General features: G+C 68.3%; 12 protein-coding genes. 4 read left to right on the top strand and 8 right to left on the bottom strand.

From position 1 onward, the window contains the following. The first annotated feature begins 102 nt into the window (after nucleotides 1-102). Together HBE64_RS23140 and HBE64_RS23135 are read left to right on the top strand one after the other, a co-directional pair. Nucleotides 103-1,299 (top strand): alpha/beta hydrolase, encoded by a 1,197-nt coding sequence (locus HBE64_RS23140; RefSeq protein WP_167107750.1) that lies wholly within the window; start codon nucleotides 103-105, stop codon nucleotides 1,297-1,299. 40 nt (nucleotides 1,300-1,339) lie between these two features. Next, the gene (locus HBE64_RS23135) at nucleotides 1,340-2,770 is read left to right on the top strand and encodes a wax ester/triacylglycerol synthase family O-acyltransferase (protein ID WP_167107747.1); all 1,431 of its coding nucleotides are present in this window, start codon (nucleotides 1,340-1,342) and stop codon (nucleotides 2,768-2,770) included. On the opposite strand, the gene HBE64_RS23130 is transcribed toward HBE64_RS23135, so the two are convergent. Genes HBE64_RS23130 through HBE64_RS23115 form a run of 4 tightly spaced genes read right to left on the bottom strand, consistent with a single transcriptional unit; the run spans nucleotide 2,767 to nucleotide 7,369 of the window. Continuing rightward, a complete protein-coding gene (locus HBE64_RS23130; RefSeq protein ID WP_167107744.1) occupies nucleotides 2,767-3,681 on the bottom strand; it encodes a DUF4436 family protein in 915 nt (304 codons plus the stop codon). The two genes, HBE64_RS23135 and HBE64_RS23130, sit on opposite strands and share 4 nt — an antisense overlap. A gap of 4 nt (nucleotides 3,682-3,685) precedes the next feature. Beyond that, on the bottom strand, nucleotides 3,686-4,969 hold the full coding sequence (locus tag HBE64_RS23125; protein ID WP_167107740.1) for an alpha/beta hydrolase: 1,284 nt from the start codon (nucleotides 4,967-4,969) through the stop codon (nucleotides 3,686-3,688). After that, nucleotides 4,935-6,563, bottom strand: coding sequence for an acyl-CoA ligase FadD12 (gene fadD12, locus HBE64_RS23120; RefSeq protein ID WP_167107737.1), 1,629 nt, complete (start codon nucleotides 6,561-6,563; stop codon nucleotides 4,935-4,937). The genes HBE64_RS23125 and fadD12 overlap by 35 nt, the downstream gene beginning before the upstream one ends. After that, the gene (locus HBE64_RS23115) at nucleotides 6,563-7,369 is read right to left on the bottom strand and encodes a 1-acyl-sn-glycerol-3-phosphate acyltransferase (RefSeq protein ID WP_167107735.1); all 807 of its coding nucleotides are present in this window, start codon (nucleotides 7,367-7,369) and stop codon (nucleotides 6,563-6,565) included. Before HBE64_RS23115 ends, fadD12 begins: the two co-directional genes overlap by 1 nt. An 84-nt stretch (nucleotides 7,370-7,453) precedes the next feature. Between HBE64_RS23115 and HBE64_RS23110 the strand changes: the two genes are divergently transcribed. Beyond that, entirely contained in the window at nucleotides 7,454-8,245 is a 792-nt protein-coding gene (locus tag HBE64_RS23110) for a crotonase/enoyl-CoA hydratase family protein (protein WP_167109568.1), read from the top strand. Here HBE64_RS23110 and HBE64_RS23105 read toward each other — a convergent pair. The 3 genes from HBE64_RS23105 to HBE64_RS23095 are packed head-to-tail and all read right to left on the bottom strand — an operon-like array spanning nucleotide 8,242 to nucleotide 11,347. Next, nucleotides 8,242-9,303: an acyl-CoA dehydrogenase gene (locus tag HBE64_RS23105; RefSeq protein WP_167107732.1), complete on the bottom strand. Its 1,062-nt coding sequence runs from the start codon at nucleotides 9,301-9,303 to the stop codon at nucleotides 8,242-8,244. The two genes, HBE64_RS23110 and HBE64_RS23105, sit on opposite strands and share 4 nt — an antisense overlap. Then, nucleotides 9,303-10,502, bottom strand: coding sequence for an acyl-CoA dehydrogenase family protein (locus HBE64_RS23100; RefSeq protein WP_167107729.1), 1,200 nt, complete (start codon nucleotides 10,500-10,502; stop codon nucleotides 9,303-9,305). The genes HBE64_RS23105 and HBE64_RS23100 overlap by 1 nt, the downstream gene beginning before the upstream one ends. A gap of 5 nt (nucleotides 10,503-10,507) precedes the next feature. Continuing rightward, entirely contained in the window at nucleotides 10,508-11,347 is an 840-nt protein-coding gene (locus HBE64_RS23095; RefSeq protein ID WP_167107726.1) for a PaaI family thioesterase, read from the bottom strand. A 41-nt stretch (nucleotides 11,348-11,388) separates the two neighbouring features. Here HBE64_RS23095 and HBE64_RS23090 point away from each other — a divergent pair, with 41 nt between their 5' ends. Next, nucleotides 11,389-11,913 carry a dihydrofolate reductase family protein gene (locus HBE64_RS23090; protein ID WP_167107723.1) on the top strand — a complete coding sequence of 175 codons (525 nt, stop codon included), beginning with the start codon at nucleotides 11,389-11,391 and terminating at the stop codon, nucleotides 11,911-11,913. Here the strand turns inward: HBE64_RS23090 and HBE64_RS23085 are convergent. Further along, nucleotides 11,903-12,478, bottom strand: a complete 576-nt coding sequence (locus HBE64_RS23085) for a TetR/AcrR family transcriptional regulator (RefSeq protein WP_167107720.1) — start codon at nucleotides 12,476-12,478, stop codon at nucleotides 11,903-11,905. The two genes, HBE64_RS23090 and HBE64_RS23085, sit on opposite strands and share 11 nt — an antisense overlap. Between the last annotated feature and the right edge of the window lie 233 nt (nucleotides 12,479-12,711).

Here is a 12,711-nt window from a genome sequence, read left to right as displayed (position 1 = left end):
GGATCAGGCGGGCCTGGCGGTTTGCGCACCCTGCGCAGCAAAGATCACCCGATCCGGTGAGATTGTCGTTTCCGCCCTCGCTCGGCAGGGTACGCTCGCGCAATGACGGCACGACCGTGGGACCGACTGCGTTGGATGCTCGACGCCGGGCCCGCTGACTATGCGCTGGCGATGAGTGTGGCCTCGGCTCAGCTGCCGGTGATCGGACGCCACCTCGAACCGCTCGGCGCCGCGACCGCGATGAGTGTGTGGGGCTACCGCCACATTCCCGACTTCATGGGTTCGGCTGCGCGGTCCTGGCTGAGCCCGGGAGCCGGGCAGGTTCGCAAGACGGATCGGGAAAGCACCCACGAGGTCTCCGATGCCGCGTTGCGCGGTGTGGTGGCCCCCGAGCATCTGCAGATCGACTGGCCGGCCCCGGACCGGATGCCGCCGCTGTGGAAAGCCTTCGAACACCGCCGCCACCTCTACCGGTCCTCGGTGCGCTACGGCAACCACCCCACCCAGCGACTCGACGTCTGGCGCCGCAGGTATCTGCCCGCCGAGCCCGCCCCGGTGCTGCTGTTCATCCCCGGCGGGGCGTGGGTGCTGGGCACCCGCATGCTGCAGGGCTACGCGCTGATGTCGCACCTGGCCGCCCAGGGGTGGGTGTGCCTGTCGATCGACTACCGGGTCGCCCCACATCACCGGTGGCCCAACCACATCCACGACGTGAAGACGGCGATCGCCTGGGCGCGCGCCAACGTCGACCGCTTCGGCGGTGACCGGGATTTCGTCGCAGTCGCGGGTGCGTCGGCGGGTGGGCATCTGGCCGCGCTGGCCGGCCTGACCATCGACGACCCGGAGTTCCAGGAGCATCTGCCCGAAGGCTCGGACACCTCCGTCGACGCCGTCGTGGGCATCTACGGCCGCTACGACTGGGAGGACCGGTCCACCGAGGAGCGGGACCGGTTCGTCGACTTCCTCGAACGCGTCGTGGTCAGCAAGCGTCAGGACCGTCACGGCGAGGTGTTCCGCAAGGCTTCGCCGATCGCGCGTATTCATCCCGAAGCTCCGCCGTTCCTGGTGGTCCACGGTTCGGCCGACAGCGTGATACCCGTCGAGCAGGCCCGCGGTTTCGTCGACGAACTCAAGACGGTGTCGCGATCCCCGGTCGGTTATGTCGAATTGCCCGGTGCCGGACACGGTTTCGACATGATCGACGGTGCCCGCACCGGCTCGGCGGCCACCGCTATCGGACTGTTCCTTAATCAGGTTCACCGCGACCGCGCCCTGATGTCGGCCAAAGAGGTCATCTGAGCGGTCGCCGATTGTATGGTCCCGAGTGGGAGGTGCAGCGGTGAAGAGACTCAGCGGCTGGGACGCGGTGCTGTTGTACAGCGAGGCGCCCAACGTTCACATGCACACCCTCAAGGTGGCGGTGATCGAGCTCGAGGACCTCGGCGGTCGGACGTTCGGAGTCGAGGAGTTCCGCCAGGTGCTGCGGGGCCGGCTCTACAAACTCGACCCGTTCCGCTATGAGCTGGTGGATATTCCGCTGAAGTTCCACCACCCGATGTGGCGGGAGAACTGCGACGTCGACCTCGACTACCACATCCGGGGATGGCGGGTGGCCCAGCCGGGCGGTCGCCGCGAGCTCGACGAGGCCATCGGCCAGATCGCCAGCACACCCTTGGACCGCACCCGCCCGCTGTGGGAGATGTACTTCGTCGAAGGTCTGGCCAACGGCCGAATCGCGGTGGTCGGCAAGATCCATCACGCGCTGGCCGACGGTGTCGCCTCGGGCAACCTGATGGCGCGGGGCATGGATCTGCAGGAGGGTCCCGATCCCGACCAGGACTACCGGACCGACCCGGCCCCCACTCGCGGTGAGCTGATCCGGTCGGCCTTCGCCGACCATATGCGCCAGATCGCCCGGGTGCCGGCCACGGTGAAGTACACCGCCGACGGCCTGGCCCGGGTGCGTCGCAGTGCACGCAAGCTGTCACCGGAACTGACCATGCCGTTCACCCCGCCGCCGTCGTTCCTCAACCATGTGCTCACGCCCGAACGCCGTTTCGCCACAGCAACGTTGGCGCTCGCCGACGTCAAGGAGACCAGTAAGCATCTGGGGGTGACGCTCAACGACATCGTGCTGGCCACCGCCGCGGGCGCACTGCGCAGCCTGCTGCTGCGGTACGACGGGGTCGCCGACCATCCGCTGCTGGCCTCGGTGCCGGTGAGTTTCAACTTCGACCCGGACCGGGTGTCGGGCAACTACTTCACCGGCATGATGGTGGCGCTACCGGTTGAGGTCGCCGACCCGCTGGAGCGGGTGCGGCAGACCCACGACGCCGCGGTGCTGGCCAAGGAGGGCCACCATCTCGTCGGGCCGGAACTGATCAGCCGGTGGTCGGCCTATCTGCCGCCCGCGCCCGCCCAGGCGCTGTTCAAGTGGTTGTCGGCCAAGGACGGCCAGAACAAGGTGATGAACCTGCCGATCTCCAACGTGCCGGGCCCGCGCCAGCGCGGCCGGGTCGGCGGTGCACAGGTCACCGAGATCTATTCGGTGGGCCCGTTGACCGCGGGCAGCGGACTCAACATCACCGTGTGGAGCTACGTCGACCAGCTCAACATCTCGGTGCTCACCGACGGCGCCACCGTCGACGATCCGCACGAGGTCACCGACGCCATGCTTACGGCATTCGCTGAAATCCGCTCGGCGGCAGGGCTTTCCGCCGAACTCACAGTCGTCGAGACGGCGATGGCCCAGGCAACCGCACAGGCTTAGGTCTGCTCGACCGATTCGTCGTCGGAGTTCTCGGCGCGTTCGATGGCCAACTGGTGGCGGAAGCCCATGAGTATGCCTGAGATCAACGAGATGGAGATGACGGCCTCGGCGATGAAGAACGAGCCGAAGTCGATGATCGACCCGATCGGTGGGTTGCCTGGCACGGCATTGCGCAGCGGAATCAGCGCGAACAGGATGGCGGCCATCATCGAACACGCGGGGAAGATGAGCCCACGTCTCCAATGCAGCACGTAGTAACTCGCCACCGCAGCGGCGACTGCCAGGCCCAGCATCAGCACCATGACGAACACCGCGAAGACCAGGGTGGGCGTGCTGCGGTAGATGCCGAGGTCGACCGCCACCCCGCCGGTCGTTGTGCTCTTGAAGTACGGGCCCGGTGCGGATCTGATGCCGAAGAATGGATCGGTGTTCACAACCGTGAGGGCGACCGGCAGTTCGGCGCCCGCTGCGTTTACGGCGTGTACCTCGAGGCGGCCCGTATAGCGGTCGAACGGGTAGTCGGTGATGGCGCCGTCGATGGTGACGCGCTGTTCGATGTCAGGGGCGGAATCGCCGGCTTTGATGTCGGCACGCCAGTTGCCGATCGCGGCGGTTCCGATGGTGGTGTCCTCGGCGAAGTTGCCGCTCGCGTCGGCCAGGGACCCACTCGGGACGATGTCGATAACGGAAACCGAAAGCGCTTGTGTCACCGCGTCGACTTTCGTTATCCACACGGTGACGTTGACGCGATTCGGGTTGTCCACGTCCCCGAAATAAGTGGCGTTGTCGGTGGTGTGACTGCTGGCGAGATAGCCGCCGACGCTCGCGGCGATCACGGCGCCCAAGGCAATCAGAGCGATCACCAGCCTGCGCACGCCGAGGTCCCGTACCCGGCGGAGAGGTCGGCGCATGAGCTCAGTCCTCCCTTGACATCCGGCTGGCGTACACCCAGGACAGGAACTGGCCGACGGCCTCGGCCGACTGGTGTGCCCGCGGCGAGGAGAAGATGTCGAAAGCGTGTTGGGCGCCGGGCAGTTCGGCGTAGAGCACCGGCGACTGCGACACCTTCTGCATTCCCGCGACGAACTCCCGGGCCTCCACGACCGGGATCAGCGAGTCGTGCTCGCCGTGCAGGATGAAGAACGGCGGCGCGTCGGGCCGTAACCGGCGGATCGGCGAGGCGTCGAGGTAGATGTCGCGGAAGCGGGTGAACTGGCGCTTGACCACCAGCCGCTCCAGGTAGCCGATGAACTCCCGTCGCCCGCTGCCGTGTGTGGTGTACCAGTCGTAGCGCCCGTACACCGGCACCGCGGCCACCACCGAGGTGTCGGCGTCTTCGAAGCCGGGTTGGTATTCGGGGTCGTTCGGTGTCAGCGCGGCCAGGGCGGTCAGGTGACCGCCGGCCGAACCACCGGTGATCGCAACGAAGTTCGGGTCGCCGCCGTAGTCGGCGATGTTCTCCTTGACCCAGGCCAGCGCGCGTTTGACGTCCACGATGTGATCGGGCCAGCTGTGCGCGGGGCTGACGCGATAGTTCATCGCCACACAGATCCAGCCGCGGTCGGCGAGGTGGCTCATCAGCGGGTAGGCCTGCGGCCGGCGCCAGCCGATGGCCCACGCGCCGCCGGGCACCTCGAGCAGTACCGGGGCCTTGCCGTCGCGCGGTAGGTCGCGCCAGCGCCACACGTCAGCCAGGTTGGCCCGCCCGTGCGGACCGTAGGTGACGATGTTGGTCTTCTCCACGAACTGGCGCCGTGACCATGTGGTGCGCCAGGCGGTCGGCCGCCCCGACGCCGACGGTGTGCTCGGCAGGGTGTCGAGTACGTCGGCGAAGTCCTCGCCGAGGCCGTCGACGAGTGCCTTGCGCAGCACCGGCCGCGGTGTGGTGCGGTTGCGGTGCTGGATCGCCGCCAGGAATCCCCACGACGCCGCGGTCAGCGCCAGCGCGACCAGGCCGCGGCGGCCCCGGAAGTCCCCGCGCAGACCACGGCGCACCGCGTCGAGCATCGATCCGGCGGCGTAGAACGCGGGCAGCTCCGAGGTGGGCCAGCCCACCCAGAACACCGCCAGGGTGGGGTAGCCCCGGCGGGCCAGCGGCCGGAAACCGTTGGCGGCGTTGGCCAGTTCGACGGCGGCCCGCAGCAGCGGCCGCGGCCGGCGCAGCTCAGTTATCAGGCGTGATACGGGCGAGGAGTTCATTACGCAGAATCTTGCCAGTGCTGCCGCGCGGCAGCTCGGTCAGGATGGTGATGTCGCGGGGGACTTTGTAGTTGGCCAGGTTCTCGCGGACGTGGGCTTTCAGGTCGTCGGAGGTGACGGCCCCGCCGCCGCCGAGCACCACGAACGCGATGAGCCGCTGGCCGTACTTCTCGTCGTCGACTCCCAGCACGGTCGCCTCGGCGACATCGGGATGGGCGGTCAGCGTCTTCTCGACCTCGATGGGGTAGACGTTCTCGCCGCCGGAGACGATCATCTCGTCGTCGCGTCCGACGACGAACAGCCTGCCTGCCGCGTCGATCCGGCCCAGGTCTCCCGACGACATGTAGCTGTCGTGAAAGTCCTTGGTGTTGCCGGAGGTATAGCCGTCGAACTGGGTGGAGTTCTTCACGAAGATCCGCCCGACAGTCCCTGCGGGCACCTCCTGGAACTCCTCGTCGTAGATCCGGATCTGGGTGCCCACGGCAGGCCGGCCCGCGGTGTCGGGCGCGGCGCGCAGGTCTTCGGGGGTGGCGGTGGCGATCATGCCCGCCTCGGTGGCGTTGTAGTTGTTGTAGATGACGTCGCCGAACCGGTCCATGAACGCGATGACCACGTCGGGCCGCATCCGCGACCCCGAGCACGCGGCGAAGCGCAGTGAGCGTCCGCTGTAGCGGTCGAGCACCTCGGCGGGCAGGTCCATGATCCGGTCGAACATCACCGGCACCACGCACAGCCCGGTCGCCTGGTGCCGGTCGACGAGGGCCAGGGTGGCTTCCGGGTCGAACTTGCGTCGCGTCACCACCGTGCACGCCATCGCCGAGGCGAACACCAGCTGGGAAAAACCCCAGGCGTGGAACATCGGCGCGACGACGACCGTCGTCTCGCCGAGCCGCCACGGCGTGCGCCGCAGGATCGCGACGAGGTTGCCCGCGCCTCCGCCGGAATGCTTGGCGCCCTTGGGAGTTCCGGTGGTGCCTGAGGTGAGCAGGATGAGCTTGCTCTTGCGGGTGGCCTTCGGCGCGCGGCGGCCGCGGTGCGAGTCGACGAGCGCCTCGACGGTGGTCGAGTCGGTGGCATCGTCGGTCCAGGCCAGAATGCGCCGTGCGTTCGGCTGGTCGGCCAGCGCCTGGTCGACTGAGGCGGTGAACTCCTCGTCGTAGATGACGGTGTCGACATGTTCGCGATTGACCACCTCGGCCAGGGCGGGCCCGGCGAACGCGGTGTTCAGCAGCAACACGTCGGCGCCGATGCGGGTCGCCGCCACCAGTGCCTCGACGAAGCCGCGGTGGTTGCGGCACATCACCCCCACCACTTCGGGGGTACCGCCGGGCAGCGGGTGTAAGCCGGCGGCCAGGGCGTGCGAATTCTCGTCTAGTTCACGCCACGTCAGCGTGCCGAGTTCGTCGATCAGGCCGGGCCGGTCCGGGAACCGTTGCGCTGTGGTGGCGAAACCCGTTGTGATGGAAAGGCCCTCGTCGCGGGCTGCCGCCATCATCCGCAGGGTGCGGTCTGGGCGCATCGGGGTGAGGAACCCAGCCTTGGCCAGGGTGGTCACGGCGTCAGCGACGGCCGTCAGCCGCGACAGCGGGCCCATCAGCCGATCACCGGCAGGCGGCGCTGGGCGGCCAGCTCGTCGAGGGCCTGCTGCATGACGCGGCGGACGTAGGCGTCGACGGTGTCGATATCGGGGTCCTCGCCGAACATCTCGGTGATGTGGATCGGTTCGAGCGTCTGCGTGACGATCTTGGTCGGCAGCGGCACGTTGACCGGCAGGACTGCGCTGAACCCGAACGGGAAGCCGAACGAGATCGGCAGGATTTTCGAGCGCATCAGCTTGTCCAGCCGCAGCAACTTGGCCAGGCCGGTGCCGCGGGAGAGGTAGAGCTGGCTTTCCTGGCCACCGATCGACACGGTCGGCACGATCGGGACACCGGCGTTCAGTGCGGCTTTGACGTAGCCGGTGCGGCCGTCGAAGTCGATCTTGTTCTCCTGCAACGTCGGCCGGTACACGTCGTAGTCTCCGCCGGGGAAGACCACCACCACTCCACCGGAGCGCAATGCGGCGTCGGCGTTCTCGTGGTTGGCGCGGATGAAGCCGTTGCGGATGAAGAAATCGGCGGTCGGGCCCGTCATCAGCATGTCGTGGCTCAGCGTGTACACCGGCCGGTCGTAGCCGAAGGTGTCGTAGAAGCCGAGTGCGAACACCGGGACGTCCATCGCGAACAGGCCGCCGGAGTGATTGCTGACCACGAGGGCGCCACCGGGCGGGAAGGTTTCCAGGCCGCGGACCTCGCTGCGGTGATACAGCCGCAGGAACGGGCGCAGGACGGCCATGGTGCGCTCGACATGCTGGGGATCCCACTTCGCGGTGTCGCCGGGGGCTGCCGTTCGTGCGCCCATGCCATCTCCCTGAGCAAATTGGAACGTGTTCTAGTTTTCCGATGGTACCGCCCTCGGTGCGGCCCGTACACCACGCTCGTTACGATCAGCTGCGTGAGCGATAACGCCGTTACCGAAGAGCCCGCCGTCCTCACTGAGCAGCGCGGCCGCATCCTGATCATCACCATCAACCGGCCCAAGGCCAAGAACGCCGTCAACGCCGCCGTCAGCAATGGCCTGGCGGCCGCGATGGACCAGCTCGACGACGATCCCGGGCTGTCGGTGGGCATCGTCACCGGCGCCGGCGGATCGTTCTGCGCGGGCATGGACCTCAAGGCGTTCGCGCGCGGCGAGAACGTGGTCGCCGAGGGCCGCGGACTGGGCTTTACCGAGCGTCCGCCGATCAAGCCGCTGATCGCCGCCGTGGAGGGCTACGCACTGGCCGGCGGCACCGAGTTGGCGCTGGCCACCGACCTCATCGTCGCGGCCAACAACTCCGCCTTCGGCATCCCCGAGGTCAAGCGTGGCCTGGTCGCCGGCGGCGGCGGGCTGCTGCGGCTGCCCCAGCGCATCCCGTACCAGATCGCCATGGAGCTCGCGCTGACCGGCGAGAACCTGCCTGCCGAGCGCGCCCACGAGCTGGGGCTGGTCAACGTGCTGGCCGAGCCCGGTCACGCGCTGGAGGCCGCGATCGAGCTGGCCGAGCGGATCACCGCCAACGGCCCGCTCGCGGTGGCCGCCACCAAGCGGATCATCACCGAATCGCGGGCGTGGAGCCCCGAGGAGCAGTGGAAGAAGCAGGCCAAGATCATGATGCCGGTGTTCGGCTCCAAGGACGCCCAGGAAGGCGCGATCGCGTTCGCCGAGAAGCGGGCGCCGAACTGGACGGGTAGCTAGTCCGTCCCGGCGCCGATCGCCAGGTCCCACGGGTCGCCCTCGCGGGCGGCGACCAGCGCCATCCGCCCGAGCCGCGTGGCATACGAGGCGGTGTCGCCGAACTCGTCGATCCAGCTGCGCGCCCGCATGGTCGCCAGCCACAGCCGGTGTTCGATCGTCACCCCGATCGCGCCGTGTAGCTGGTGGGCCGCGGTGGTGACCGTTGGTACGACTCGGCCGAGCACCACTTTGGCCACCGTCACGGCGTAGTCGGCCTGTGTGCTGCCGAAGCCGTGCACGGCGGCCGCCGCTACCGCGAGTTCGGCTGCGGCGCGGGCCCGTTCGACCTCACCGGCCATCGAGGCCAACGTGTGTTGAACTGACTGGAACGCGCTGAGCGGACGGCCGAACTGCTCGCGCTCGCGGGTGTGCGCCGCCGAGAACTCGACGGCCGCGTCGAGCGCGCCGAGGGCCTGAATGCAGCGCGCCCACGCGCCGCGGCGCTCCAACTCCGCGGCAGCACCCTCGACGGTCACGAAGCCCTCGTCGGGGACAGCGACGGTGTCGCGAGGCTCACCGCCGAGGTTGTAGCCGCCGGTGATGGCCAGGACGGCCGGCGCCGCCGCGGCCACCCGCAGCCGATCGCCGTCGCGCAGCGCGAACACCACGCCGGCGGCATCGCCTGCGTACGGAACTCCGGTCACAGTCGAACTGCCCGCCGCACCGAGTGCGAGCGTCAGCGGCCCGGTTGCGGGTACTTCGACACCGGCCGTGGCGGCCAGCCAGCCGGCCAGCACGTCGGTCTCGGCCAGCGGAACCGTCACCGCATGCCGGGCCAATGCACGCAGTACCAGCGCCAGTTCGGTTGGGCTGCCGCCTGATTCGGCGTCACTGGTCAATCGCGTCAGCCCGGCGTCCTCGAGGTGGCGCCACGCCGCAGAATCGAAGGAGTCGGGAAGGCCGCGGTGGCCGATCCGCTCGTCGAAGCTACGTCCGCCGATGTCCTCGGCGAGCTGGCGCAGATCAGCAAGATCGTCGCCGTCCGACGTCCCGAACACCCCACCGGCCAGAGCTTTCATCACCTCAACCCCATCCCTCGGGCCACCACACCGCGCAGCACTTCGTTGGTGCCGCCGCGCAGCGTGAACAGCGGTGAATGCAGCCGTGCCACCGCCAGCAGTGCCGCCACCCGCTCACGGCCGGGCGCGTCGGTGGCAAGGTAGGAGAACAGGTCGGCCGCCAACTCCACCGATTCCTGTTCGAAGCGGGTGCCAAGATCTTTCACCAGCGCGGCCTCGTTGACCGGAGAGCGGCCGTCGGCCAGTTCGCGCGCCACCGACACCGACAGTTGCCGCAGCGAAATGAGCTGGGCCACAAGGTCTCCGACTGCTGCCGCAGCATGATCGCCGATATCGTCCTGGGTGGCCAGCGCCCGGATCAAGGCGGTCAGCAGCGGGGCGGTACTCAGGATGCGTTCGGGGCCGCTGCGTTCGAAGGACAGCTCCGCGGTCACCTGGTGCCAGCCGTTGCCCACCTCACCGAGCAGGTTGTCGTCGTCGACGAACACCTCGTCGAAGGTGACTTCGTTGAAGTGGTGTTCACCCGACATCATCACGATGGGGCTGATGGTGATGCCTGACGGCGGGCAGGAGCGCAGCGACCCGGGAGTGGGTCGAGCGTCTGTCGGCACGATGAACTGGCTGAATCCCGCATGCCGCCTGGCCGGGTCGACCGGACTGGTGCGGGCCAGCACCACGATCTGGTGGGACAGGTGAGCACCACTGGTCCACACCTTGGTCCCGGACAGCACCCAGCCCCCGTCGGTGCGGACCGCCTTCGCCGCCGACGCCGCCAGGTCGGAGCCGGCCTGTGGCTCACTCATCCCGATCGCCGAGAAGAGCTTTCCTGCAGCGATTTTCGGCAGCAGTCGTTGGCGTTGCTCCTCGGAACCGTAGGCCAGCAGCCCGGGTGCAACCTGCCGGTCGGCGATCCAGTGCGCGGCGACCGGGGCACCCGCGGCCAGCAGCTCCTCGGTCACCACATAGCGGTGCAGATGGCTCAGGCCCCGGCCGCCGTACTCGCGGGGAATGGTCAGGCCGAGGAATCCGGCTGCGCCGAGGCGGGCGCTGAAGGGTTCGTCCCAGCTCGACAACCAGGTGTCTACCGAAGGTTCCCAACCGAATTCGGCGCGGTCGGCGGCCAGGAAGTCCCGCACCGATACGCGCAGCGTCGCCAGTTCGGGTTCGTCGGCGCACAGCACTGCGAAGTCATCGGTCATAGTGGTCAACGGTATCCAGTGACGCGGGCCATGATGGCGGTCTTGCCGTCGTCGCCGATCGCCACGGCATCGCCGATCGCGGAGTTGCGGCCCACCCGCACGGCCGTTCCCTCGTAGCGGGATCGCTCACCGGCGAACAGCGGGCGCACGAAGTTCACCCGCAGCGACGCGGTGCGCAGCGGTTCGTCCTGGCCGTGGTTGATCGCCGCGGAGGCGACCAGCTCCAGCCCTGCGCTGCTGACACCGCCGTGCACGATGCCGATCAAGTTGTTGATGATGGGATCCGGCCGCTGGGCCAGCGTGAAGGTATCGCCGTCGACGGGCAGCCGATCGACCGACATCAGCTCGGCCAGCGACGTCTCGGGCGTGCGCTCGAGCGAATCCGAGCCGCGGGGCAGCGGCCCGTCGGGGCCGCCGTTGATCGCGACGGTGCGCACCGTGCCGCCGCCGATGGTGGTGCCGGCGTGGGTCAGCGTGCAGATCGCCAGCAGAGTGGCGCCGTGCGGTCCCAGTGGGCGGCTACTGGCCACCACCGGCTCGTCGGGGTTGGCCAGGATGCTGTCGATACCGTCCGGGCTGAGTTCGACGGCGAGCTCGCTGGACACCGTCCACTGCCCGGCGCCGCGGCGGAAGAAGTTGGCGCGGCCGGCGACGTCGTCGACCAGGATCGCCAGCGCACCGATCGTGGGATGCCCGGTGAACGGGTTGACCATCCCGCCGATCGGCATCGACGCCACCACCGTGGCGGCGGTGAGATCCTGTTCGAGCGTGGTGATGGCGAAGCGGGTTAGGACGCTTTCCGGCGTCTCCGGGTCCTGCCCCTCGAAATACGGATCAGACGTCATCACGTCTTGTATTCCAGCACGGCGCCCATAGTCTGCAAGACATGGCCACTGTCTATTTCACCGCCTCGAGTCTGGACGGCTACATCGTCGACGACCACGGCAGCCTGGACTGGCTGACCTCGCGCGATATCGACATCGACGGGCCGTTCGGCTACCGGGCGTTCGAAGCGGGCATCGGCTCGCTGGTGATGGGGTCGGCGACCTACCAGTGGCTGGTCGACAACCAGCCCGGCCCGTGGATGTACAGCCAACCGACGTGGGTGCTCACCCACCGCCCGGGAATCATCGCCGACGGCCATCCGGTGCGTGTGTTCGCCGGTGCGCCAACCGATCTGCACCCCGAACTGGTGCGGGCCGCGGGCGATAAGGACGTGTGGGTGGTCGGTGGTGGTGATGTTGCCGCGCAGTTCGTCGCCGCCGGTCTGGTCGACGAGATGATCGTGTCCTACGCGCCGTGCAGCCTGGGTGCCGGCGCGCCGGTATTGCCGATCCACTCGGAATGGACGCTGGCCGAAACAGGGGTTAACGGCGACTTCGTCTGCGCGCGCTGGCTGTTCAGGCATTGAGGCTGGGCATACCGAACTTCGTCACGAATTCCTTTGCCTTGATCAGGAATTCGAGCTGTCCGGCGACTTCGTGCAACGGCTCGAGACTGCGCACCGAACGGCACAGCACGACCGCGCCCTCCATGGCCGAGATCGTCGTATCGGCCAGCGACGCGGCTTCGGCGTCGTCGAAGCCTTCCCGGATGTAGGCCTGCTTGGACGCTTCGCGCCAGCGGCTGAAGATGTCGCCGGCCACGGCGGTGAGCTGCTGTTCGTCCTCACCGGAGCCGATCGCCGCCGCCAGCACGGGACATCCGGCGGAGTAGTCGCTGGCGATCAGGGCGTCTTCCCAGAGTTGGACGAAGCGGCGCAGCATCACGGTCGAGTTCTTCCCGGCCGCCTCGTCGATGCTGGCGGTGATGGCGTCGCCGGCGTAGTCCAGGGCTTCGCGCAGAAGCTGGCTGCGGCCCTCCGGGAAGTGGTGATAGACCGAGCCGCGGGGTGCGCCACTGCGGGCCAGCACCTCGTCGATGGTCACCCCGGCGGCTCCGCGCTCACGCAGTACCTCAGCGGCGCTGATAAGCATGTTGGTCCGCGTCGAACCGCGGGTTCGACGGACGGCGTCAGCAGGTTCTCTAGGGGCCATTCAGGCGGCAGAAGACGAACGGGAGGGCGAACCCCGCCACGTGAGCGCACGAGCACCGCGGCCGAACAAGTGCCGGCGTTTGTCGGGTACGTGGCGCGTGAACCGGTGGCCGGCGATATTCAACTCGATCAGCCACATGTCGGTCTCCTTGCGGGGCGGGCGGATGCCCGGTC

The organism is Mycobacterium sp. DL592, from assembly GCF_011694515.1.
GTDB lineage: Bacteria > Actinomycetota > Actinomycetes > Mycobacteriales > Mycobacteriaceae > Mycobacterium.
This window is presented reverse-complemented; position numbering and strand designations above follow the sequence as displayed.

Coding starts and splice junctions, on each gene's coding strand:
- HBE64_RS23140 (WP_167107750.1), top strand. CDS start 103: ATGACGGCACGACCGTGGGACCGACTGCGTTGGATGCTCGACGCCGGG.
- HBE64_RS23130 (WP_167107744.1), bottom strand. CDS start 3,681: ATGCGCCGACCTCTCCGCCGGGTACGGGACCTCGGCGTGCGCAGGCTG.
- HBE64_RS23125 (WP_167107740.1), bottom strand. CDS start 4,969: ATGAACTCCTCGCCCGTATCACGCCTGATAACTGAGCTGCGCCGGCCG.
- fadD12 (WP_167107737.1), bottom strand. CDS start 6,563: ATGGGCCCGCTGTCGCGGCTGACGGCCGTCGCTGACGCCGTGACCACC.
- HBE64_RS23115 (WP_167107735.1), bottom strand. CDS start 7,369: ATGGGCGCACGAACGGCAGCCCCCGGCGACACCGCGAAGTGGGATCCC.
- HBE64_RS23105 (WP_167107732.1), bottom strand. CDS start 9,303: ATGAAAGCTCTGGCCGGTGGGGTGTTCGGGACGTCGGACGGCGACGAT.
- HBE64_RS23100 (WP_167107729.1), bottom strand. CDS start 10,502: ATGACCGATGACTTCGCAGTGCTGTGCGCCGACGAACCCGAACTGGCG.
- HBE64_RS23095 (WP_167107726.1), bottom strand. CDS start 11,347: ATGACGTCTGATCCGTATTTCGAGGGGCAGGACCCGGAGACGCCGGAA.
- HBE64_RS23090 (WP_167107723.1), top strand. CDS start 11,389: ATGGCCACTGTCTATTTCACCGCCTCGAGTCTGGACGGCTACATCGTC.
- HBE64_RS23085 (WP_167107720.1), bottom strand. CDS start 12,478: ATGCTTATCAGCGCCGCTGAGGTACTGCGTGAGCGCGGAGCCGCCGGG.